Genomic DNA, 24,269 nt, shown 5'->3' with positions numbered 1-24,269 from the left:
TCCTGTGCTCGTTCTGTTCATAACTGCAATTTAAGTGCTTATATTACTTTGCTCAAGGTACAGTTTTTAAGGACAGTTATTTTTTAGGATAATTCAGCAGATATTATGGATTCCAACGCAATACTTCTTGTCGATCAAATTTATCAAATCTTAAAGCATCAGATAAAATCACAGCTTTATAAAGAAAATGAAAAGATCCCCTCTATACGCAAATTATGCGATCAATATAACATCTCTAAAAATACGGTTATTTCTGCATTAGAACGCTTAATCGATGAAGGCCTTATCTATTCAAAACCAGCCTCCGGTTTTTTTGTGATGGAACAGAAAATAACGCCTCGTTTTAAACAAGCCAATATTGAAATGCAGAATATCGATGAGCTTTGGTTAATGCGTCGTCAACTGGAAACATTTAATGGTGTAATCAATGTTGGTGATGGTTTCCCAGACACTGCTTGGTTTGAGCTATTGCCATTAAATAAGCTTTTACAAAAATCGATTCAAGAAAACCGCACCAAATTATTACGTTATGGCTCGAAATATGGCTATGAGAATTTAAGGGAAATACTTTGTTTACGCTTAAGCCGACTTAATATTAAAACGGCCGCAGACAATATCCTTCTCACCAATGGAGTAAATGATGCAATTGATTTAATCATTCGCTACTTTGTCGAATCAAATACAACGGTCTTGGTTGACTCACCTATTTATTATCCTTTATTGAAAAAACTACAGCTAACCCACTGTAAAATCCTTGAGATTCCAAGACTTGCAGATGGGCCAGACTGTGATGTGCTTGAGTATTATTTAAAAAATAAAAGTCCAAAACTCTTTTTCACCCAAAGTATTTCTCACAATCCAACCGGCACCCATATTTGCGCAGAAAAAATAAATATCATTAACACCCTATGCAAAGAAAATAATTGCCTGATCATTGAAAATGATATTTTCTCTGAATACACAGAAATTAAAAATAGACTCAGTTCACACAGTAATTTTTCACACCATTTATATATTGGGGGCTTTTCTAAAATCATTAGCCCATCGATTCGGGTCGGTTTTATTGTCGGTGAACATCATTTAATTGACAAGCTTTCAGATTTTAAAGCCATTTTACATGTCAATAGTTCGGAGTATGCCGAGCAATTTATTTGCACAATTTTGCAAAGTAAATTTTATGAACAACACCTAACTTTTTTCAAAGAGAATTTAAAATTAAGCAGCAAGCTTGCACTCGATAATATAAAAAAATTAGGTGGGCAAGTCTTTTATGAATCTACTGATTCTTTGTATTGCTGGGCTTCATTTGAGCACCTAGATTTTTCTCATGAAATGATGAACAGAGCAATCGAAAATAAATTGATATTCGCACCTGGTTATATTTTCAGTTTACAAGGACAGCAATATAATCAATGGACACGTTTAAATATTGGTGTTGCTGCGAGTCCTAATTTCTATGAAAATTTTAATCATTTTTTAAATAATGAGCATTGATGATTGAAATAAGTTCAAAGTTATTTCAGAAGAGTGCTAAAAGTATTTTTGACTCTCTAGAAAGTGATAGCGTTATAAAAAATGTAGCAATAATTATTATTCTGAACACCCAAAATTATATGCATGTATTCACTTTCAAGCACTCTTCATTTAAAAATAAAACTATTTTCATTTCCTTAGTCTGGCTTTTGGGTAATTCTGTACTCATAATAAATTAACCAATCTCCACCCAAAAAAAATGTGTGACCATTTCACACACCCTTTAATTTATATTTCTGCTTAGGGCTCTTCGGTTTCTCTGGAATTGTCCGTTCAACCCGTCCAGCTTCTAGCGCAGGATTAAGATAATTCTTTTGAAATGTTGCTTGATGCGACAAATCTAAAAGTGACATCAATTTTGCAAGCGTTTATTCAGCTTGATCCATACGTGAAATGAGAGTTTTAACTTGAGCGGTATCTTGATCGCTTACTTGAGCGGTCTCGGTCGAACTTAAAATCGCGTTAAAAATCATCTGCAAAATAAACTCGATAAATGGCGCAGCGTCAGTACGCTCAGTACTCGCTTGTAAAGCATCATAATACGCTTGTTGATTTTGATAAATGAGGCTCTCAACAGGGATCTTTGCAAAGATAGGATTCCATTGGCTGAGGATCAATGTTTGCCATAACCGCCCCATACGGCCATTTCCATCCGAAAAAGGATGAATAAATTCAAATTCATAATGAAAAACTGAACTCAGGATGAGCGGATGTTCTTGGCATTCAACTCACCTTTGCAGCCTAAAATAGCAAAAAGTTTAACGATTTAAACAATGACTCCATTCATCTTCATTCTAAATAGTGCTATTTCACGATAACAATCAGTATCAGACTTTAAAAACCTATTTTTGATGCAGAAGTAGTCTAATAAAATGAGAGCATATCTTTACCCCAACCCATCCCCCCTTAAACATCACTCCACCATCACTCCAAATCGATAGTTCCACTTTTCTATGCTAAAATCACGCGCTCAAATTCCCCGCTATATATCAATACGCACATCCATCTGGGTTTGTTTTTAAAGGTAAGATCAACCATGAACACCGCAGCACCCACTGAACTGACACCTGTTAAGAACGCACCGCGCATCAGCGTGGCCCCGATGATGGATTGGACAACCCGAGACTACCGATTTTTCGCGCGTCTGTTTAATCCCAATGTGATGCTATATACCGAGATGGTGACCACAGGCGCGATTTTATTTGGTGATGCCGCACGCCATTTAGACTTTAACCAACAAGAACATCCGATCTCATTGCAGCTCGGTGGCTCAAACCCAAAAGACTTGGCAAGCTGTAGCAAGATGGCGCAAGACTGGGGCTATGACGAAGTTAATTTAAATGTCGGCTGCCCAAGTGACCGCGTACAAAACAATAAGATTGGCGCATGCCTGATGGCGGAACCCGACCTCGTTGCAGAATGTATCGCAACGATGCAGCAAGCAGTGAGCATTCCTGTCACCATCAAACATCGTATCGGCATTGATGACATGCAAAGCTATGAAGAGATGCTGCATTTTGTCGATACCGTAGCCAAAACTGGCTGTACTCACTTTGTGGTACATGCACGTATTGCGATCCTTAAAGGGCTTTCACCCAAAGAAAACCGCGACGTGCCACCATTACGTTATGAAGATGTCTATCGCCTTAAAATCGAACGCCCACATCTGACCATTGAGATTAATGGCGGGATTAAAACCCTTGCGGAAACACAGCAACATTTACAACATGTCGATGGGGTGATGATTGGTCGTGAGGCCTACCACAATCCTTATTTACTGGCTGAGTTGGGCCAGCTTTGGGGGCTTGAAGCACCGAATCGTTTTGAAATTATGCAGCAGATGTTGCCGTATTTTGAACAACGTGTAGCGCAAGGTGCACCGGTTTCAGTCTTGACCCGTCATATTCTGGGGCTATTCCAAAATCTACCCGGTGCACGCAAATGGCGTCAGTCACTCAGCGGTGGTAATGTCAAAAGCTTAAGTGATGTCGATGCTGCAATCAGCAATATCCAAGCAGCGATGCAACGTACTGAAGATTATTTAGCAGAACATCAGGAATAAATCGGCTTATTATTTTCAACCTACTCGCTCAAGAATGAATAAGCCAATTGCACTCAAATAACCTCGTATCCACAATATGTGAATGAGAGAATAGAAATGAGTAAGCCCGTTTTACATGTTTTCTTGGCGATAGGTGACGGATATGAGAAAGATAAAGTACGAGCTCAGTTTTTAAGCTAATTCTATTTCCCCTGCAAGCACATTTTAAGGCAACTTAATCTCACGAATTTAATGATTTTAACCAAAATCAAGAGCGTGAGATTATATGAATCTGTGTTTAGCATTTCTTACCCAATCACTAAATCCTCATAATTCTTGTGGAATTAAGGATAGAGTAAAACAAAAAACAATTAAAAAATATCAGGTTACTTTTATATCGAAAAACACAAATGCAAATAATTATCATTTACTTGGTGGGTTTATTATGTATACTTTGTGGCAATTTGTAACTCTGATGTAATAGGAACGTTCAAATATGCCCACTTCATATCAAGCTTTATTTCTGCGATTAACAACTTTTAAGAAAAACCCACATCAATATTTGATAAAAAAAATGATTTATGCCTCCGTTATGATTGGGATCAGTCCAATCGTAGTAGCAACAGAATCAACTCCTCATGTATTACCCACCATCGAAATCGAAGCGCAACAAGAGCGAAAAGCGTTAAAAGATGGAAATATGGATATTCCCCGCACTGAAGATGATGTCCAACCCTATACGATTATTAGTGCTGAAAAAATTAAAAACACAGGGGCAAATGATGTTAGTGACTTAATTACCAAGCTTTTACCTCAAGCAACGTCAGTGCCTAATGACGCTGGTTCTGGATTTACAGGAACCACAAGTCAAATTAATTTACGTGGTCTCGGTGCAAACCATACATTAATTTTAATTAACGGTCGTAGAACAGCAGGTATCGGAAATCGTGGTACTGCCGAAAGCACAGACCAACCGAACTTAAATAATATCCCGCTAGAAGCCATTGAACGTATTGAAGTACTTCCAACATCTGCATCGGCAATTTATGGCTCTGGTGCAATTGGAGGAGTTATTAATATTGTTTTAAAACGTGATTATGTCGGTACTGATATAAATGTACGTTACGAAGATAACCTTGCGAATAATCAACCCGTAAAAACCGTGAGCTTAGTCACAGGCTTTGCACTTGAGGATGGTCGTACACAGGTATTATTTACTGCATCGAAACGGGATCAAGATGCACTCACACAGGGTGAAAAAAAATGGCGCAATATGGGCCGCGCCACACAGTTAAAAAATAATCCTGATTCAATTCATAATGCGACCACCCCACCAGCAGGTGATTTGGTCAACCTCCGGATTAAAAACGATGATGGTACTTATACGGCTGCACATATTCCCAAAGCTTGGAATGGAGATATTAATACACTTGGAAAAGGATATTCACTCGGCTTAGCTGATTCAATGAGTGCTTGGTCAGGCAATACAACACTTATTACTGAAAGTAAAACTGAAGCATATGGATTATCTATTAATCGTAATTTTACAGATCGTTTAAATGTCTACCTAGAAGGTGCCTACGATAAAGAAGAAGGCGTCCATTTAACAACACCACATGGCTATGGTACGGTCACTTATAAAGCGAATAATCCAGCAAATCCATTTGCGAAAGATGTCCAGCTAAACTTTCCTGTCAATTGGTCAGATATGGGAGAAAAAGCTTACCGACATATTGAAAATAAAACGCAACGCGTCGCGACAGGCTTCACTTATGATTTAATGCCTAACTTTACCATTTCTGCTGATTATGCATGGAGTCAGGCCGATATTTTAGTTAATTATCCTCGTCGTGGCCGTAATAACCCTGGAGCAAAATCCTGGATGGCGGACCTTGATGCAGGGTTAATTAACTTAATTAAAGATACAACCACTGAAGGCACGGATGTTATTACTAAGTATTGGAATTATCCAAAAACTCAAACTCAGTCCACGCTCAATGATTTCGCTCTAAGAGGTGCTGGCGCTGTTTACTCTTGGTATGCCGGTGATATTAGTATGGCAACAGGTTTGGAATATCGTAAAACAAAAACTGAGGGCTTTGCAGACCACCAACATGTGGATAATCCTTGGCGTAAACCTGCGGAACGCAATATGGAGGCTAAAAGTGCTTATTTAGAGTTTAGTGTTCCTTTGATTTCGCCGGATATGGAGTGGTCTTGGGCCAGATTATTAGACATTCAAGTCGCTGGACGTTATGAGGAGTTTAATATTGACTCACGGACACCACAATATAAAGTTGACTCTGCCACAGGTTATAATTCTCAACTGACTGGTTACCACACCCAACCTAAAGCTAAATTTGATGCAATAACACCAACACTTGGTTTTAGATTTGCACCAAATGATCAGGTAATGCTTCGCGCCTCTTACAGTGAAGGCTTTATTTCACCAACAGTTTCTCAACTTGCCGAGCCAACCAATACGCCAGTAATTAATGCAACATTAGTCGATCCGCAAACGGGAAAAATAATTACGCACTACGCATCTATTGCAAATGGAAATCCTAATATTACGCCCGAGTCCTCCAAAAGTTATAATGCGGGTATTGTATTAACACCAAACTTAATTCCAGATCTAAGATTATCTATTGATTATTTTCACATTGAAAAAAGTAATAACATCGCAGAACCAACTGCCGAGTATGTTCTAAAAAATGAAAAATATCTTCCGGGCCGTATAATCCGTGATGCGAATGGCAATGTGACTACAATTAACACCCAACCCTTTAATGCTTTAGGCTTAAAGACTAGTGGCATCGATACTGCATTAAGCTATTCATTTGATAGTCTATTGGGGGCTTCGACATTTAATTTGGGTTATACCTATGTTGATCAATATATTCAAAAAACGAGCTTAACGGGGGGCTGGGAAAGTCAATTAGGTGGTAGTGCAAGTGGCGATCCGATCAGACATCGTGCCAATGCTACATTTACCCTAAAACCCAATGATACTTGGACATTTGGTTGGGGAGCACAATATTACAGCTCATATAATATTACCAATGCAGCAGCTATTTTAAATCAAACTGGAATAGCGTCAGATACCTTAACAATTGACAGTGAATTATTTCATGACATTTTTGCTCGTGCTAAATTGAAAATACCGGGCGTCAAAAAACTTAATAATGCAGAGCTCGGTTTTGGCATTAATAATTTATTTGATACTTATACTTTAGATATGTCAGGTAGAAACTATATTAGCCGATATAGTAATACACTAGGCCGTAACTATTACTTAAATCTCAAACTATCTTTTTAACCACCAAGATCTAAGCAAAGACTCGCTTCACTATTAATTTATGCTTAGTCTTTGCTAGAAATTTTAAATATCGCAGTTGCACTTGATTGGTCAATAATCAACCGATACTCACAAACGTTTTAACATGCCATTTTCAATCTGATCAAGCTGTCCATGACCAGACTCAAGCTAGTGTTTATCAGCAATGAGTTTTGGATAACCTGTGATTTTTTCTAGTTACGGCGAGCGTTGGTATTGATTAGTTTTAGGATTGTACATCCAATAAATATACTGCTGCTCCTGCCGATCAACCACTCGATCGGCATTGAGCCAAACCAGATCAGAAAAATGGGTTATCAATGGGTTTGTATTTATATCTATTCAAATCCCCAATAACCCATATTATGAAACATAAACAACGCTATACTTTCAACAAAATCCACCCTGTTGACGATCATTATGAATATCTTCCCTTTCCCTTTTCAAATTACCGATTGGAAGCAAATAGCGGTCACCGAGCATCAGGGTGAGACCGGAATAGCCTATTGGAAAACTCAATATTTTGGGGAAGAAGGTAATAAAATTCGGGTGCGCCAAGTTGAATACTCAGCCAATTATTTAGCAGATCACTGGTGTGATAAAGGTCATATCTTATTTTGTTTAAGCGGTGAACTAGAAAGCCGATTAAAAGATGGCAGAACATTTAGTTTAACTGCGGGCATGAGCTATCAAGTTGGAGATAATTCGGAGCCACATCAATCTTTTACACGAAATGGTGCAACCTTATTAATCGTTGACTAAGTCAGTTACAGCCTCAAAAGCCCAGTCACAATGAACTGGGCTTTTTATTGGGCATCAACCGATACTCACAAACGCTTTAACATGCCATTTTCAATCTGATAAAGCTGTCCATTGCCAAATTCAAGCTGCTGCTTATCGGCAATCAGTTTTGGATAACCTGTAATTTTTTCTAATTTTGGAGAACGTTGATATTGATTGGTTTTAGGATTGTACATCCAATAAATATACTGCTGCTCCTGCGGATCAACCGCTCGATCGGCATTGAGCAAAACCAGATCAAAATGCCCATCATAATTGAGATCCTTATACTCAACCCAATCGCCTTGTGCGGTAAAACCGGTTAAACGATCGATTCGCTTGCCCGTTTTTTTATCAATCACATCAATGGCTTCAATCCGCTTACTGTTACTGATCGCATCCACGGCACCATAAAACTTAAATATAAATGTTGGCTTATTCTTAACTTGCACTAAAGGTACAAACGCAACTTGCCTTTGTAGGCCACTGGCAGTATCGGACAGCGTTGCTTGCAAGGTACCATTGTCTGTATTTAACACACCTTCCAGTTTGATCAATTTCATATCTGATACAGCGGTTTTCTGGTCAAGTGCTTGAGACATCATCACCGTATCTAAGGTTAATGTATTGCCCTTTTGCAAACCTTGTAATATCCAGCTTTGCTGAGTCTGAAGATCAATGAGTCGTGCTTCAGGATTCCAAATACCAGCTGTCAATTCCAATACATAACGGCCTTCTTGCGACTTCAACAGACGTTGTACTTTTATTGGCACACCTGAAATTGCCTTCAGTGGTGCTGCAAGCGACGTTGGCTCAGCCGCTTGGGCATGCGGTAATATTGAAACAGATAAACATAAAGCCAGCCCCAAATGAGCTGCAAATTTTGAAGTATTGATTTTTTTCACCAAAGAAACCATTCATATTTTATGTCGCTAATTTAGCACAAAAAACCCACGCAACTGCGTGGGTTTTTCAAACAAATAATCAGAACTAAATTAGTTCTTTTCTTTGTCTACGATTTTGTTTGCTTGGATCCAAGGCATCATTGCACGAAGTTTAGAACCTGTTACTTCGATACCGTGTTCAGCATTTTGACGACGACGAGCAGTCATTGAAGGATAGTTTAACGCTCCTTCTTGAATGAACATTTTCGCGTATTCGCCAGATTGGATACGTTTCAATGCATTACGCATTGCTTCACGAGACTGTTCGTTAATAACTTCAGTACCAGTTACGTATTCGCCATATTCAGCATTGTTTGATACTGAATAGTTCATGTCCGCGATACCGCCTTCGAACATCAAGTCAACGATCAATTTCAATTCGTGTAGGCATTCGAAATAAGCCATTTCAGGTGAATAACCTGCTTCAACTAAAGTTTCGTAACCCATTTTAACCAATTCAACTGCACCACCACAAAGCACTGCTTGTTCACCGAACAAATCAGTTTCAGTTTCTTCGCGGAATGAAGTTTCGATAATACCAGTACGACCACCGCCCACGCCAGAAGCATAAGACATTGCAACATTACGTGCATTGCCAGAAGCATCTTGGTGAATTGCGATTAAGTCAGGTACACCTGAACCACGTTGGAATTCTGAACGAACTGTATGGCCTGGTGCTTTTGGCGCAACCATGATCACGTCTAAATCTTTACGTGGAACCACTTGGTTATAAAGTACAGAGAAACCATGTGCAAATGCTAAGGTTGCGCCTTGTTTGATGTTCGGCTCAATCACTTCGCTATAAAGTTGTGATTGGAATTCATCTGGCGTCAAAATCATGATGAGGTCAGCTTGTTTAACTGCTTCAGGCACTTCTGAAACTTTTAAACCTGCATTTTCAGCTTTCTTCCAAGAAGCCGAACCTGCGCGTAGACCAACTGTAACATCAACACCCGAATCTTTTAGGTTCAGCGCATGTGCATGACCTTGTGAACCATAGCCAATAATCGCTACTTTTTTGCCTTGGATGATTGAAATATCACAGTCTTTATCATAAAAAATTTGCATTGTTGTCTCCACTATAATGCGTTTAAATGCTTTTCATTGAAAAATTAATTAGATGGTTAACACTTTCTCGCCACGGGCGATCCCAGAAACACCCGAACGAACGACTTCGAGAATGGTGTTTTCTGCAAGTGCATCAATAAACGCATCTACTTTTTCAGTTGTCCCTGCGATTTGAATCGTATAGGTTGTTGGTGTTACATCGACGATAGAGCCACGGAAAATATCCGCAGTCCGTTTAATTTCGTCTCGCGCTGAGCCCAATGCTTTGAGTTTAATCAGCATCAGTTCACGCTCAATATGCGGTCCTTCAGATAAGTCAACGACTTTAACCACTTCAACCAATTTATTCAATTGCTTGGTAATTTGCTCAATCTTATGGTCATCACCATAAGTGGTCAGCGTCAAGCGTGACAAAGTTGCATCTTCAGTCGGTGCCACATTGAGGGTTTCAATGTTATAGCCACGTTGTGAAAACAATCCCACTAAACGAGAAAGCGCACCAGCTTCGTTTTCAACCAGTACAGAGATGATATGTCTCATGTTGTACGCTCCCCTTTGCTTAACCACATATCTGACATCGATTGGCCTGCAATCAACATTGGATAAACATGTTCGTTACGATCAGTGATTACATTGATAAATACACATTTATCATTAATCGCCATCGCTTCTGCTAATTTAGATTCTAGTTCATCTACATGATCAATTTGGATACCCACATGACCATATGCTTCCATCAACTTGGCAAAATCAGGTAATGATTCAACATATGAACTTGAATGACGACCTTCATAGTTCATATCCTGCCATTGCTTCACCATGCCCAATGAACGGTTATTCAAGCAGAGAATTTTAACGTTCAAGCCATACTGCTTGCAGGTCGACAATTCTTGGATACACATCTGAATTGATGCTTCACCAGTGATACAAACCACTTGCTCATTTGGGAAAGCCAATTTGGCTGCCATCGCATAGGGTAAGCCGACACCCATAGTACCCAAACCACCAGAGTTCAACCATTGACGTGGACGCTTGTACTTGTAGTACATCGCAGCAAACATCTGGTGCTGACCCACATCCGAAGTAATGATCGCTTCACCATCGGTGACTTTATATAACGCTTCAACCACTTGTTGCGGCTTTAACGAACCATCTTCATTTTTGTCGTAACGTAGACCTTGAACCTTACGCCACTCATTAATTTGTGCCCACCATGCCGCAATCGCTTCAGGGTTTGGCTTGCTGACATCCAACTGCTTAAGCTGTACCAACATTTCTTGTAAAACAGGTTCAACCGCACCCACAATTGGGATATGCGCCATAATTGTTTTAGAAATTGCTGCTGGGTCTACATCAATATGAATAACTTTTGCATTGGTACAGAATTTAGCAGGATTGTTGGTTACACGGTCATCAAAACGCGCACCTACAGCTAAAATAACGTCTGCATTATGCATAGTCATATTGGCTTCATAGGTTCCATGCATGCCGAGCATACCCACAAACTGCGGATCATCCCCAGGAAAAGCACCAAGTCCCATTAAGGTATTGGTTACAGGGAAATCAAGAATCCGTGCAAGTTCAGTTAATAATGCAGATGCATTGCCTTGAACCACACCACCGCCACTATAGATAATTGGGCGTTTGGCGTTAATTAACTCTTCAACCGCTTTGCGAATTTGCCCCGTATGACCACGTGAAGGTGGCTGATACGAACGCATCTTCACTTTCTCTGGATATTCGTAGGCAAATTTATCCGTTGGATTGGTTACATCCTTTGGAATATCAATCACAACTGGGCCTGGACGACCACTTGAGGCGATATAAAATGCTTTTTTGATAATGCCAGGAATCTCGCTCGCGTGGCGAACTTGAAAGCTATGCTTCACGATTGGGCGTGAAATTCCGACCATATCTGTTTCTTGGAATGCGTCTTCGCCGATCAAGTGCGATGCAACCTGACCTGACAGAATGACCATTGGAATCGAATCCATATACGCAGTTGCAATTGGCGTAACTGTGTTGGTTGCGCCAGGTCCAGAAGTGACCAGTACGACGCCAGTTTTACCTGTTACACGCGAATAAGCATCAGCCATGTGCCCTGCAGCTTGTTCATGACGCACGAGGTAATGATTAATTTTGTCTTGTTGAAATAAAGCATCGTAAATATGTAAAACAGCACCGCCTGGGTACCCAAAAACGTGCTCAACGCCCTCGTCCGCTAAAGCACGAACAAGCATTTCACCACCAGATAGAAGTTCCAACGTGATTCACCCTAATTTTATTTCATGACTTTATGGGAGACATAAGTCATATTTCATTCGTTTGTTTGCGTACCTGTTATAGCACACATATTTAATAAGTTTCTGCTGCAAATAAAATTTTTATAAGGCCGCTGCCGTTTAAGCAGTGACTTCGTCGAAAAATATGTTGGGATAAACATATTGAACTGATTTTCATTTTCTCAGATTAGAAAAAATGGTTTGCAAGCTACACCGTTATTCGAAGGGTGATCAAATAACGACATCTAAAACTTAAGCTGCATTTTTGTGGTTTTAGCAATCAAAGTCAAGTTTTCTCGCCAGCTTTTTTGACTTTATTGCCAAGTTATAGGTTTTTAACAGCATGATTTTTTTACGCTGCGCAAATCAATTTATTTTTAGACAATAATTCTCCGAATCAAGCACCTACTCAACATCAAGGCAAAGCCATACCAGCAAAGGGTTTTCAAGCATCCGATAGGGGTTTAAAATTACGGCGATGATTCGATTTGATGATTTAGACGCTCCCAAGATTTAAATAATTTTTAAATCACAATAAATGTTACTAAACAACCAATTGGTCAAAAGGAATCCAAATGAAGCCGCTAAAAGCATCGATTATTTTGGTTGTGGCCCTCTTGTTGAGTAGCAATATTCTCAGCAACGCCTACGCCAAATCCTATTACAAATGGGTCGATGACCGCGGCACAACCCATTATAGTGAACGCCCTCCGGCCAAATCAGTCAAAAATATCAAACTGGTTCGCACACAAGGTTGGATCAATACCGCCCCTGTTGCCCCGTCTGCAACTGCAGTAGAGCCAGAGGTTCTGAACCAGACCATGCCAATGGCACCGCAGTCCGCTCACCCCGACGGTGTCGTAGAAAAAACCAGAGAAACACCAACGCCCAACAAACCAGCCAAAATGACTCCTGCACCACCAAGCAAACCAATGCGATTAGCACCCGAAAACCCCAATTCAGCAGAGCAAGGTCCTGCATTGTGATAAAAATTCTAAGATAAATACGCTGCTATAATTCACATTGCAGGCGATTTTGCGCTATGCTGTGCGACAAACTTTTGACTATTGTTCTTACACGACGTTTATATGACTACACCTCACATTGACCCAGAATATCAAGCAAGTGCGATTGAGCCCAATGTCCAAAAAGACTGGGATGATCGCAAAGTGTTTAAAGTTGCCGACACCGTTACTGGACCACATCGATATATCCTGTCGATGTTCCCGTACCCAAGTGGTCGACTGCATATGGGTCATGTGCGCAACTACACCATTGGTGATGTGATTAGTCGTTTTCACCGTCTAAAAGGTGAAACTGTATTACAACCAATGGGTTGGGATGCATTTGGTTTACCAGCAGAGAATGCTGCGATTGCACATAAAGTCGCACCAGCCAAATGGACCTTCGAAAACATTGCCTATATGCGTGATCAATTGAAACGCTTAGGTTTATCGGTTGATTGGGATCGTGAATTTGCGACCTGTAACCCAGAGTATTACCACTGGGAACAATGGTTATTTGTACAACTTTATAAAAAAGGTCTGATTTACCGTAAATTATCGACGGTCAATTGGGACCCTGTCGATCAAACTGTATTGGCCAACGAACAAGTTGAAAATGGCCGTGGTTGGCGTTCTGGTGCATTGGTTGAAAAACGTGATATTCCAATGTATTACTTCCGCATCACCGATTATGCGCAAGAATTATTAGATGACTTAGATCAACTCAAAGACGGTTGGCCACAACAAGTGCTGACCATGCAACGCAATTGGATTGGTCGCTCTCAAGGGATGGATATTCGCTTCCCTTCGGCACAACCAGAAAGCTATGCAGATGACTTAACGGTTTATACCACACGTGGCGATACCCTTATGGGCGCAACTTATGTGGCGGTTGCAGCGGAACATCCAATGGCCATGAAAGCGGCCGAAAGCAATAGCACACTTAAAGCCTTTATCGAAGAGTGCCGCATGGGCTCGGTGGCTGAGGCTGATTTAGCCACCACTGAGAAAAAAGGCATGGCCACTGGCCTGTTTGTGAAACATCCAATCACTGGTGCTGAGTTACCGGTTTGGATCGCCAACTACGTTCTTATGTCTTATGGTTCTGGTGCGGTCATGGCAGTACCTGCACATGACGAACGTGATTTTGAGTTTGCCAATAAATATGGCCTCACCATCCAACAAGTGATTGATGCGAAAGGTGCTGATGACAGCGACTTTGACAGCAGCACTTGGCAAGAATGGTATGGTTCAAAACAAGGTAAATTGGTCAACTCTGCTGAATTTGACGGCCTCGATTTTGAAGCGGCTTATGCTGCGATCTTGGCCAAACTTGAAGCCAACAATGTCGGCAACAGCAAAGTCCAATTCCGCCTACGCGACTGGGGTGTTTCACGTCAGCGCTATTGGGGCTGTCCAATTCCAATGATCAACTGTGAAAAATGTGGCCAAGTGCCTGTTCCAGAAGATCAACTTCCAGTAATTTTACCGACCGATGTAGTGCCAGATGGTTCAGGCAATCCATTGAACAAAATGCCTGAGTTCTATGAAACTCAGTGCCCAAGTTGTGGTGGCGATGCCCGTCGTGAAACCGATACACTCGATACCTTTGTTGAATCCTCTTGGTACTATGCACGCTTTGCATCTCCAGACTTCCAAGGAGGTTTGGTTAAACCAGAAGCAGTACAAAGCTGGTTACCAGTCAACCAATATATTGGTGGTGTAGAACACGCTATCTTGCATTTACTGTATGCACGCTTCTTCCATAAACTGATGCGCGACGAAGGTGTGGTGCAAGGCAATGAACCATTTACCAACCTGCTAACCCAAGGCATGGTTTTAGCAGATACTTTCTACCGTGAAGAAGCGTCAGGTAAAAAGACGTGGTTCAACCCAGCAGATATCGACCTTGAGCGCGATGAAAAAGGCCGTAGTCTTTCTGCACGTTACATCCCAGATGGTCAACCAGTGGTAATTGGTGGCCAAGAGAAAATGTCGAAATCCAAAAATAACGGCATTGATCCACAATCCATTATTGAACAATACGGTGCAGATACCGCACGTGTCTTTATGATGTTTGCCGCACCACCGGATCAATCTTTAGAATGGTCAGATGCTGGGGTTGAAGGCTCAAACCGTTTCTTAAAACGCGTTTGGCGTCTTGTAACAGGCTTCTTGGCGAAAAACTCAGATGCGACCGTGATTGACATTGCGAACCTGTCTAAAGATGCGCAAGATTTACGTCGTAAAACCCATGAAACCATTCATAAAGTGGGTGATGATATTGAACGTCGTTATGCGTTTAATACCGCGATCGCAGCACAAATGGAATTGCTCAACAGCATCAATAAATTTGAAGCAAAAACTGAGCAAGATCTTGCTGTTACACGTGAATCAATCATAAGTTTACTGGTAATGCTTGCCCCATTTGCGCCGCATATGGCACAAGTGCTCTTGGCAGAATTTGGCCAAGACCTAACCCAAGTTCTGTTCCCAACGGTAGATGAGCGTGCGCTTACCCGCAATACGCAAACCATCGTGGTGCAAGTTAATGGTAAACTTCGCGGTAAATTAGAAGTGGCTGTTGATATCAGTAAAGATGAATTGCTGGCCTTGGCCAAAGCCTTGCCAGAAGTTCAACAATTTTTGACTGGGCCGAGCAAAAAAGAAATTGTAGTCCCAAATAAATTAGTTAATTTAGTGGTTTAATCGATTGGCTTAAGCCATCGAAATCACTTTTTTGCTAAATTTACTCAAGAGGAAATAGTATGCACTTGGTTCAACGTATTGCGGCAATCGTGTTAACGCTCGGACTAAGTGCAGGCTTGGTCGGCTGTGGCTTCCATTTACAAGGAACCAATCCAGCGGCCACCCCTTTGGTCTACACTAAATTGCAGTTGGTGTTACCCGCGAACGCCACAGCACTCGAAAATAAACTCAGCGTGTATTTAACGGCTGCTGGGGTACAAATGAGCAATTCCAATGATGCTTATATACTGCGCGTATTGGACTATACCCCGCGTCGTATAGAGCTCAATGGTAAATTGGTTGAAACACTATTACGTCTCTCTGTAACCTTTCAAATTGAAGATCGTGAAGGTCATCCAATTACTGAGCCACGGACTTTGAATGCATCACGTAGCTACCAATACGATGTGGCAACGGTCAATACCGATGATCAAGAAAATCGTTATTTAAATCAGATTTTAGTCGATGATATTGCCCAGCAAATCACCCGACAAATTTCTGCCAATCGCCTGCCAAAAGCCAGCACCAGCAATACTAAACAACCTGCTAGCCAGTAAGTAACAGTCAGTCTCGTCTGTTGTCGTGAAACCTGTTTTGTCTCAAGGGCATCTGTATGAAAATTGATTATGTACAAGCACTCAAACGCGTTGAAGCTGCGCATGGTGCTTGGATCATACACGGTCAAGAACCGCTGCTTGAACAAAATTTACTCCAACTGTTTCGCGAATACTGGCAACAACAGAATATCGAGCGACAACGCTTTGATTTACACAATGCCAGTGACTGGAAAAATGTTTTTTCAGCACTGAATAGCTTGTCTTTATTTTCTGAAAAATTGGCAATTGAAGTACATGGCAACATCAAGCCAGATGCCAATGGCATTAAGCAACTCAAGCATTTTTTACAACAAGATGAGCAGAACTTACTGCTGATTGTGATGCCGAAACAAGATGCCAGCAGCCTCAAATCCAACTTTATACAAGTGGTTGAAGCCAATGGCATGCTTGTTACCCTAGCAGCCAACTATCCGCAAGACCGTCAACGTATTCTGGGGATTGAAGCTGAAAAACTGAATATTCAGCTTGATCAAGATGCATGGCTGTGGCTTGAGCAGCATCATGAACACAACTTATTGGCGGCTAAAAATAGTTTAATGCGCGCTGCTGACACCTTCCCTGATGAAAAAAAAATTACGATTGAGCATTTATTACAGTGTTCACAAGATCAATCTCGCTATAGCAGTTTTGATTTAAGCGATGCTTTTATTGCTGGTCATTTAGCCCAATCCATTAAAATCCTACAGTACTTAATTGAATCTGGTGAAGCACCCAGTTTAATTTTATGGACCATTAGCAAAGATATGCGCATTTTAATGCAGCTCTACGAACAGCCACACAATGCTGTGCAACTTGGGCTATGGAAAAACAAAATTTCACAGTACCAACAAGCACTTAGAAGATTTAACCCACAGAGTTTTTTGGCTTGGCCAAGTCTATTACTACGGGTTGATGCTGCGATTAAGGGCATGAGTGAAGAAAACCCAGAACACCTCTTACAACAATGTATTGCCGCACTGTGTGGGCAGCCCTTATTTATCACTGAAACCCTTTAGAGCCTTTGATATCAAGCCCTTGTTTATATATTAAAAAATTCACGCTTTATCCTTAATTCAACTCTATAATTTGATCAATTTTTCAATTTGAATGAACAATCATACCCACTATGCCAAAAATAAAACCAATCAAAATCGCCATTATAACGGTCTGCATTGTCATTGTGGCTGCGGTAGCTTGGGCAATATTCAAACCTACAGACCAACAGCCTGCATATATTACGGCCGAAGTAACCCGAGGTGATATTGAAAACTCAGTGCTTGCAACCGGTGGCTTACAAGCCACCAAAATTGTTAGTGTTGGTGCGCAGGTCTCTGGGCAGGTCAAAAAAATGTATGTCCAATTGGGTGAGCAAGTTAAACAAGGTCAGTTAATTGCTCAAATTGATTCAATCCCACAACAAAATGATTTAAAAAAGGCCGAAGCCAATATTAAAAATCAACAAGCACAATTGATGGTAAAAAAAGCCAACTTAGCCAAAGTTGCGGCTGAATATAATCGTCAAAAAAATATGTTTGCCCAAGATGCCACCTCTCGTGCTGAATATGAAAGTGCACTCGCTGCTTTTAAAACAGCAGAAGCGGATATCGCTGCGATGAATGCGCTGATTGATCAATCTTATTTAAGTATGGCAACGACCAAAGAGAACTTAGGCTATACCAGTATCGTGGCCCCGATGAATGGAACCGTGGTTGCGATTGTGACTGAAGAAGGTCAAACCGTGAACGCCAATCAAAGTGCACCAACCATTGTGAAATTAGCACAATTGGACACCATGACCATTAAGGCACAAATTTCTGAAGCCGATGTGATGAAAGTGCATGAAGGACAAAAAGTTTATTTCACCACTTTGGGGGATAGTGAAAAGAAACGTTATGCGACTTTACGTCAAGTTGAACCAGCCCCTGAATCGATTAAAACAGAAACTGGCAACACTTCAACCAGCGCTTCGTCAAATGCAGCGATTTACTACAATGCTTTATTTGATGTGCCCAATGAAGATGGAAAATTACGCATCAATATGACAGCGCAAGTCTATATTATTTTGGCCGAAGCCAAAAATGTATTGATGGTTCCTTCTGCCTCGCTTCAAAAAACCAATCGTGGACAACGCGGTGGAAACGCGGGTGCTGCTCCAAATAAAGCAGCAAATCCAAGCGCAGCATCTGGCTCGGCACCTTCCGATAAAAATGAAAATGCACAAGATCGTCCAGTGCGCATCGAACTGACAGCTGCAGAAAAAGCCTTAGTTGATCAAGGTCTTGCATCTGTCGCAATGGTTCGTGTTTTACAGGATGATGGCACAGCTCAACGTGTGCAAATTTTGGTTGGTCTAAACAATCGGATCAATGCACAAGTATTACGTGGTTTAAAACAAGGTCAAAAAGTGATTATTGCGGATGGTTCTGACTCATCCAATGATGCAGCAAAACGTAGCCGCGGTGGCTCAGTGAGACTTTAAGCATGAATCAGCAAAATCAACCTCTACTTGAGGTCAGTCAACTGGTTCGTGAATTCCCTGCGGGTGAGTCTACGATTCAGATTTTAAAAGGCATTGATCTAAAAATTTATGCGGGTGAATTGGTGGCGATTGTTGGCCAATCTGGTTCTGGTAAATCGACCCTCATGAATATTTTAGGCTGTTTAGACAGACCTACATCGGGTAGTTATCAAGTGAATGGTCGTGAGACCCGCGAACTTGAACCCGATGAGTTGGCACATTTACGTCGCGAATATTTTGGTTTTATTTTCCAGCGCTATCACTTACTCGGTGACTTAAGTGCTGCTGGAAACGTTGAGGTTCCCGCCATTTATGCTGGAATTGATGCGACGGAACGTCATCAACGTTCTCGCCAAATCTTAACTGATCTTGGTCTAGCAGATAAAACTCAAAACCGCCCGAATCAACTTTCTGGTGGACAGCAACAGCGGGTATCTATTGCCCGAGCTTTGATGAATGGTGGTGATGTTATTTTAGCCGATGAGCCTACAGGGGCATTGGATAAAAACAGCGGCTTTGAAGTGATGCGTATTTTACGTGAACTCAATGCCAAGGGACATACCATTATCTTGGTGACCCATGATATGAATGTGGCCAAAAATGCCACGCGTATCATCGAGATCAGCGATGGGAATATCATCTCAGACCAACCCAACACGCCTGACCATCAAGCCCCCATTGAGGTTGCAGCCGATGCGTTACCAGGCAAACAGAAAAAAGCCTCCGCTTGGCGCTCTTTTATCGATCGTTTTAGTGAAGCATTTCGGATGGCGCTATTAGCCATGAATGCGCATCGGATGCGTACCTTCCTGACCATGCTGGGGATTATTATTGGGATCGCTTCGGTGGTTTCTGTGGTGGCGCTCGGCAATGGCTCTCAAAAGAAAATTTTAGAAGATATTAGTAGCTTAGGCACCAACACCATCACCATTTTCCAAGGCCGCGGCTTTGGTGATAACTCCAAAACGGCTCAAGCCAAAACCCTCATTCCCGCAGATGCAGAAGCCTTGGCGGAACAACCCTATGTGGAGGGTGTCAGTCCAGCAGTCAATAGTTCTGCCACTGCACGCTATAAGGAAATTGAAGCAGCGACCACCATCAATGGGGTCAGTGAAGACTTTTTCTATGTCCGTGGACTACAGTTCACCTCTGGGCAAGGATTTGATAAACAAAGTATTCGTGAACGCGCACAAGATGTGGTGATTGATTCCAATACCAAAGCGACGTTCTTCCCCGATGGCAGTGATCCTGTTGGACAAGTAATTTTACTGGGGAGCGTACCGAGTCGCGTGATTGGTGTATTAGATGCACAGAAAGGAATGTTTAACTCAGACAGCCTAAATGTGTATTTACCCTACTCAACGGTGATGAGTCGTATGCTTGGACAGTCCAATGTTCGCAGTATCATTGTGCGGGTCAAAGATCAATATTCGAGTGCGGCAGCAGAAAATGCGATTATCTCGCTATTAGAGCAACGTCATGGTGCCCAAGATGTTTTCACCCAAAACTCAGACAGTATTCGTGAAACCATTGAGCAAACCACCGCAACGCTGACGCTATTGGTTTCTGCAATTGCAGTGATTTCGTTGGTGGTGGGTGGAATTGGGGTGATGAATATTATGCTGGTCTCCGTGACCGAGCGTACCCAAGAAATTGGGGTCCGTATGGCAGTCGGTGCGCGACAAAGCGATATTTTGCAGCAGTTTCTGATCGAAGCCATTTTGGTGTGTATTTTAGGTGGGGTCTTAGGAGTGCTGTTATCACTGGGGATTGGTCAACTGATTAATCACCTTGCGCAAGGCAGTTTCCAAATGGCCTACTCCACCACATCGATTGTGACAGCCTTTGTCTGTTCAACCTTGATTGGTATTGTCTTCGGATTTATTCCAGCACGTAACGCAGCGCAACTTGATCCTGTAGATGCACTATCCAGAGAATAAGCGAGAGAATAAGGAATTGAATATGCGACATCAGATGACCAAACTGGCCAGTGCCTTGCTCCTCACGCAAGTCTTGGTCGGCTGTGCTGCAATGGTAAAAACGCCTTATCAAGCACCGCAACTCACCGTACCAGAACAATTTGCCTTTGATCGTACACACGCTGCGGCCTTAAAAGATCAAACGTATGCTGATCAATGGTGGACCTTATTTAACGATCCAGAACTGAATGCTTTGGTGCAACAAGTCATTGAGCGCAATGCAGACCTCGTTGTTGCAGGAATTAATTTGCAACAAGCTTGGCTCAAAGCAGGATTGGCCAAAAACCAACAAGGCATTCGAGTCGGCAATGCAACTTTCTCTACAGGTCATCAATTTGAACTAGATGGCGGTGGCCATCAAGATACTGGTTTTAATATTGGTTATCCTGGCCTGAGCTATCAGATTGATCTATTTGGTAAATTAGCGCGACAAACCGAATCAGCCAAATGGGCAGCTGAAGCCACAGCGGAAGATTTACAAGCCACGGGTCAGACCTTAATTGCCACCACTGCAAACTTATATTGGCAGTTGGGCTATTTAAACGAAAGCTACCGCACTGCCCAACAAAGCCTTGCAACCACTGAACGACTCTATCAATTGGTGAATACGCAATACACAGCTGGTGCAGTGTCAGGTTTAGAAATGACCCAAGCGGCGCAAGCCGTACAAAGCCAAAAAGCCAATTTAAGCCAGATTCAACAAAAACGGGTTGAAACTCGAACCGGCTTGGCGGTGTTGTTGCAGATTCCAGTGCAACAGTTGAATATCAAAGAACCACAAAACCTACCGCAAGTCAGCCTACCGCAAATTGCAGCGGGCTTACCGGCTGAGATTTTGTCCCGTCGTCCAGACTTACGCGCAGCTGAATCGCGCTTAAAAGGCACTTTGGCTGATAAAGATGCCACCAAAGCCAGTTATTATCCTTCAATCTCACTTACAGGTAACTTAACTACCGGTGTTGGGATTGGCAGCAGTAGTTCTTTATCGAATATCATTAAAAACCCAGTAGCGACCTTAGGCGCAGGTTTAACCCTGCCCTTTTTTCAATACAATGATATGAAAAAGAACATCAAGATTAGCAACTTAGAGTACGAAAAAGCCATCGCACGCTATCGTCAGACTTTATATCAAGCCTTTGCCGATACTGAAAATGCCTTATCTGCACGTACCGAACTCGACAAACAAGTCGGCTTGCAGCAGCGCAATGTCGAGTTGGCGGAAAAAACCGAACGCCTAACCGATGTCCGTTATCGCAATGGTGCAATTCCGTTAAAAAATCTACTTGATGCACAAACCACCACCCGTAATGCACGACTGGCCTTGGTACAAACCAAGCAAAATCAATATACAGCCTATGTAACCTTAATGCAGGCCTTAGGGGGCAGCCCAATTAAGCAACTCCCCAAGCCCGTCTAAAGAAAAAAGCCCAGCCGATAGACTGGGCTTTTAGTAAGATATCGAATGATTTTTTAAATAGAGCAACTTTATGCTTAAGCAAATAATCCTGAGTCTCTGTCTCAGTATCTCGAATTTAGCGATCGCAAAAAGCCTCGCTTTAAGCTTTGATGATGGCTTAGATCCAACCGTGAACATGGCCGCCAGACAAATAAACAATGATATTTTGAGCGCTTTAAAACAAAATAAAATATCTGCAATTGTTTATCCGAGTGTGAGTAAAATCGGTGGGCAAGCAGGACTAGATATTATTGCGGAATGGGGTAAACAAGGTCACCGCATTGGTAATCACAGCAATCTTCACCAAAGCCTCAATAAAGATGAGGTCACGTTGCCGAATTATTTAAACGATATGCAACAAGCACATCAAACCTTTTCCAGCTTAAAGGGCTTTGTCCCACGTTATCGTTTTCCTTTTCTAAAAGAAGGCAATACCCAAGCCAAACGAGATGGGGTACGCCAGTGGCTCAGCACGCATCATTATCAACCTGGTGCGGTTAGCATTGATGCCAGTGATTGGTATTACAACCAACTCTTTTTGAAATATCAGCAAGCAAATGATCAAGAAAGCCTAAATAAACTCAAACAGGCTTATATTGCACATTTACTGGATCGAGCTAATTATTATGATCAGTTGGCTTTAAAAACACTGGGGCGATCACCACAGCATGTCTTACTTCTGCATGTCAGAGCAATGAATGCGGCATGGTTAGATGAGGTTATTCAAGCCTTTCAACAACAGGGCTGGAACTTTATTGACAGTGATACTGCCTATCAAGATCCAGTTTATAAGCTACAACTCCAAGTATTACCCGCCGGTGAAAGTATACTCTGGAGTATTGCCAAGGTTTATGGCGTTGAAAACCTACGATACCCTGCTGAAGATGCACCCTATGAATACGCAAATTTGCAGAAATTCGGTTTAAATATCGAACAATAATGAGTGTTAAAAAAACAGTGTTTTAAAAAAGCCCTTAAGGGCTTTTTTTACAGACAATACTCACGCTCGATCCTCCTTTAATCAATCACCCCACTCACCCCGATCCGCACACTTGGATCACCTTGTGATGCTGTGGCAACCCCACCGCTGATCGACCACATCCCATTGTCTGAAGTTTTGCGTAATGTCATACCGACTGCACGACCATTGTCATGATAAGCCGTCCCAGCTGAATAAGTGTACTTGCCTGCAACAAATGGGGCAGCCTCTAGCGCCAAGGCGGCCGCAATCCCCGCATTCGTCTTTTGCGCTACATCATGAATATGCGCATTGCTACGTCGAAAAGCACGGTCTAAACCATCACTGACCGTATCCACTTTTTGATTTAAAGCGAAGTTCGCTTGATCTAGCGCATAGGTTGTCGTGCCAACCTGCTCATACTTATCCGAACCAATGCGCTCATTTGATCCATTGCGTATTCCATTACCCACAGCACTTACAAGTGTGGTATTCCTATGCGTTGATTCTGCAAAACTCTCGGTAACACTCAAGAATATTGCAGCCAACAACAGCACAAGTTTCGTAACACAGCTTACTCTCCCTTTTTCTAATGAAATTAAACAACTACGCTCAGCTTGAGTCTTTATTAAAATATTTTGAGATGTTTTTATTTGATATGAAGTCAGCTTAAAAATAGCAATCTTGATATCGATCACTCGATTTAAAATTATTTTATAAATTGTATTCACTTATTCTCGCCCTCTCTTTAATTGTTATTTAAGAAAATGAAGCGAACCAAACGATGAAGAAGCACATAAATTAAGCTAAGTGAATCGATCTACATTGTCTATAAATCAGGTCAATAAAACCTATATTTAGCACAAAATAAATACAATCCATTTTATTCAAAATAGATAATCACAACCGTATAAATTTTCAAAATAGGATTATCTCGCACGATAAGCAGTAGTGTTATTTAAAATTATTACGCATTAAAAATGCTATTTAAATTATTCTAAAAGGGCTTATTAAATAACAATGAT

At 41.6% G+C, this 24,269-nt stretch carries 16 protein-coding genes and 2 pseudogenes; 12 read left to right on the top strand and 6 right to left on the bottom strand.

Features of this window, described 5'->3' with window-relative positions; all coding sequences use genetic code 11:
- Positions 1 to 105: 105 nt before the first annotated feature.
- Positions 106 to 1,494 (top strand): aminotransferase-like domain-containing protein, encoded by a 1,389-nt coding sequence (locus FD716_RS02960; protein ID WP_139850881.1) that lies wholly within the window; start codon positions 106 to 108, stop codon positions 1,492 to 1,494.
- A gap of 251 nt (positions 1,495 to 1,745) precedes the next feature.
- On the opposite strand, the pseudogene FD716_RS02955 reads toward FD716_RS02960, so the two are convergent.
- A pseudogene (locus FD716_RS02955) lies at positions 1,746 to 2,258 on the bottom strand (Fic family protein); the annotation flags it as partial.
- A 311-nt stretch (positions 2,259 to 2,569) separates the two neighbouring features.
- Between FD716_RS02955 and dusA the strand changes: the two are divergent.
- From dusA to FD716_RS02940, 3 genes are all read left to right on the top strand, one after another.
- Complete coding sequence (dusA, locus tag FD716_RS02950; protein ID WP_139850880.1) at positions 2,570 to 3,595, top strand: tRNA dihydrouridine(20/20a) synthase DusA; 1,026 nt, start codon at positions 2,570 to 2,572, stop codon at positions 3,593 to 3,595.
- Between the two features lie 571 nt (positions 3,596 to 4,166).
- Positions 4,167 to 6,893 carry a TonB-dependent receptor gene (locus tag FD716_RS02945; RefSeq protein WP_228714900.1) on the top strand — a complete coding sequence of 909 codons (2,727 nt, stop codon included), beginning with the start codon at positions 4,167 to 4,169 and terminating at the stop codon, positions 6,891 to 6,893.
- A 438-nt stretch (positions 6,894 to 7,331) separates the two neighbouring features.
- Positions 7,332 to 7,673, top strand: a complete 342-nt coding sequence (locus tag FD716_RS02940; protein ID WP_139850878.1) for a DHCW motif cupin fold protein — start codon at positions 7,332 to 7,334, stop codon at positions 7,671 to 7,673.
- 65 nt (positions 7,674 to 7,738) lie between these two features.
- Here the strand turns inward: FD716_RS02940 and FD716_RS02935 are convergent, their stop codons facing one another.
- The 4 genes from FD716_RS02935 to FD716_RS02920 all read right to left on the bottom strand — a co-directional run bounded on the left by FD716_RS02935 (position 7,739) and on the right by FD716_RS02920 (position 11,967).
- Entirely contained in the window at positions 7,739 to 8,596 is an 858-nt protein-coding gene (locus FD716_RS02935; RefSeq protein ID WP_139850877.1) for an XAC2610-related protein, read from the bottom strand.
- Between the two features lie 90 nt (positions 8,597 to 8,686).
- Positions 8,687 to 9,703 (bottom strand): ketol-acid reductoisomerase, encoded by a 1,017-nt coding sequence (gene ilvC / locus FD716_RS02930; RefSeq protein WP_139850876.1) that lies wholly within the window; start codon positions 9,701 to 9,703, stop codon positions 8,687 to 8,689.
- A 48-nt stretch (positions 9,704 to 9,751) separates the two neighbouring features.
- On the bottom strand, positions 9,752 to 10,243 hold the full coding sequence (gene ilvN / locus FD716_RS02925) for an acetolactate synthase small subunit (RefSeq protein WP_139850875.1): 492 nt from the start codon (positions 10,241 to 10,243) through the stop codon (positions 9,752 to 9,754).
- The gene (locus tag FD716_RS02920; RefSeq protein WP_139850874.1) at positions 10,240 to 11,967 is read right to left on the bottom strand and encodes an acetolactate synthase 3 large subunit; all 1,728 of its coding nucleotides are present in this window, start codon (positions 11,965 to 11,967) and stop codon (positions 10,240 to 10,242) included. The genes ilvN and FD716_RS02920 overlap by 4 nt, the downstream gene beginning before the upstream one ends.
- A gap of 593 nt (positions 11,968 to 12,560) precedes the next feature.
- Between FD716_RS02920 and FD716_RS02915 the strand changes: the two genes are divergently transcribed.
- From FD716_RS02915 to FD716_RS02880, 8 genes are all read left to right on the top strand, one after another.
- Positions 12,561 to 12,971, top strand: a complete 411-nt coding sequence (locus FD716_RS02915) for a DUF4124 domain-containing protein (protein WP_139850873.1) — start codon at positions 12,561 to 12,563, stop codon at positions 12,969 to 12,971.
- A gap of 102 nt (positions 12,972 to 13,073) precedes the next feature.
- Positions 13,074 to 15,698, top strand: a complete 2,625-nt coding sequence (leuS, locus tag FD716_RS02910) for a leucine--tRNA ligase (protein WP_139850872.1) — start codon at positions 13,074 to 13,076, stop codon at positions 15,696 to 15,698.
- A gap of 59 nt (positions 15,699 to 15,757) precedes the next feature.
- Positions 15,758 to 16,294, top strand: a complete 537-nt coding sequence (locus tag FD716_RS02905; protein WP_139850871.1) for an LPS-assembly lipoprotein LptE — start codon at positions 15,758 to 15,760, stop codon at positions 16,292 to 16,294.
- Positions 16,295 to 16,350: 56 nt separating this feature from the next.
- Entirely contained in the window at positions 16,351 to 17,349 is a 999-nt protein-coding gene (holA, locus tag FD716_RS02900) for a DNA polymerase III subunit delta (RefSeq protein ID WP_139850870.1), read from the top strand.
- 110 nt (positions 17,350 to 17,459) lie between these two features.
- Positions 17,460 to 18,812 carry an efflux RND transporter periplasmic adaptor subunit gene (locus tag FD716_RS02895; RefSeq protein ID WP_139850869.1) on the top strand — a complete coding sequence of 451 codons (1,353 nt, stop codon included), beginning with the start codon at positions 17,460 to 17,462 and terminating at the stop codon, positions 18,810 to 18,812.
- Positions 18,813 to 18,814: 2 nt separating this feature from the next.
- Positions 18,815 to 20,791, top strand: coding sequence for a MacB family efflux pump subunit (locus FD716_RS02890; RefSeq protein WP_139850868.1), 1,977 nt, complete (start codon positions 18,815 to 18,817; stop codon positions 20,789 to 20,791).
- 22 nt (positions 20,792 to 20,813) lie between these two features.
- Complete coding sequence (locus tag FD716_RS02885; protein ID WP_139850867.1) at positions 20,814 to 22,247, top strand: efflux transporter outer membrane subunit; 1,434 nt, start codon at positions 20,814 to 20,816, stop codon at positions 22,245 to 22,247.
- A 70-nt stretch (positions 22,248 to 22,317) separates the two neighbouring features.
- Positions 22,318 to 23,226, top strand: coding sequence for a polysaccharide deacetylase family protein (locus FD716_RS02880; protein ID WP_139850866.1), 909 nt, complete (start codon positions 22,318 to 22,320; stop codon positions 23,224 to 23,226).
- A 77-nt stretch (positions 23,227 to 23,303) separates the two neighbouring features.
- Here the strand turns inward: FD716_RS02880 and FD716_RS19020 are convergent.
- Positions 23,304 to 23,681 (bottom strand): annotated as a pseudogene (locus FD716_RS19020) (YadA-like family protein); the annotation flags it as partial.
- Between the last annotated feature and the right edge of the window lie 588 nt (positions 23,682 to 24,269).

The organism is Acinetobacter pullicarnis, assembly GCF_006352475.1.
GTDB lineage: Bacteria > Pseudomonadota > Gammaproteobacteria > Pseudomonadales > Moraxellaceae > Acinetobacter > Acinetobacter pullicarnis.
The sequence above is the reverse complement of the archived record's forward strand: the minus strand, read 5'-3'. Positions and strand labels throughout refer to the sequence as shown.

Excerpts from the sequence above, each read along its gene's own strand:
- FD716_RS02960 (WP_139850881.1), top strand. The coding sequence starts at position 106 with ATGGATTCCAACGCAATACTTCTTGTCGATCAAATTTATCAAATCTTA.
- dusA (WP_139850880.1), top strand. The coding sequence starts at position 2,570 with ATGAACACCGCAGCACCCACTGAACTGACACCTGTTAAGAACGCACCG.
- FD716_RS02945 (WP_228714900.1), top strand. The coding sequence starts at position 4,167 with ATGATTGGGATCAGTCCAATCGTAGTAGCAACAGAATCAACTCCTCAT.
- FD716_RS02940 (WP_139850878.1), top strand. The coding sequence starts at position 7,332 with ATGAATATCTTCCCTTTCCCTTTTCAAATTACCGATTGGAAGCAAATA.
- ilvC (WP_139850876.1), bottom strand. The coding sequence starts at position 9,703 with ATGCAAATTTTTTATGATAAAGACTGTGATATTTCAATCATCCAAGGC.
- ilvN (WP_139850875.1), bottom strand. The coding sequence starts at position 10,243 with ATGAGACATATCATCTCTGTACTGGTTGAAAACGAAGCTGGTGCGCTT.
- FD716_RS02915 (WP_139850873.1), top strand. The coding sequence starts at position 12,561 with ATGAAGCCGCTAAAAGCATCGATTATTTTGGTTGTGGCCCTCTTGTTG.
- leuS (WP_139850872.1), top strand. The coding sequence starts at position 13,074 with ATGACTACACCTCACATTGACCCAGAATATCAAGCAAGTGCGATTGAG.
- FD716_RS02905 (WP_139850871.1), top strand. The coding sequence starts at position 15,758 with ATGCACTTGGTTCAACGTATTGCGGCAATCGTGTTAACGCTCGGACTA.
- holA (WP_139850870.1), top strand. The coding sequence starts at position 16,351 with ATGAAAATTGATTATGTACAAGCACTCAAACGCGTTGAAGCTGCGCAT.
- FD716_RS02895 (WP_139850869.1), top strand. The coding sequence starts at position 17,460 with ATGCCAAAAATAAAACCAATCAAAATCGCCATTATAACGGTCTGCATT.
- FD716_RS02890 (WP_139850868.1), top strand. The coding sequence starts at position 18,815 with ATGAATCAGCAAAATCAACCTCTACTTGAGGTCAGTCAACTGGTTCGT.
- FD716_RS02885 (WP_139850867.1), top strand. The coding sequence starts at position 20,814 with ATGCGACATCAGATGACCAAACTGGCCAGTGCCTTGCTCCTCACGCAA.
- FD716_RS02880 (WP_139850866.1), top strand. The coding sequence starts at position 22,318 with ATGCTTAAGCAAATAATCCTGAGTCTCTGTCTCAGTATCTCGAATTTA.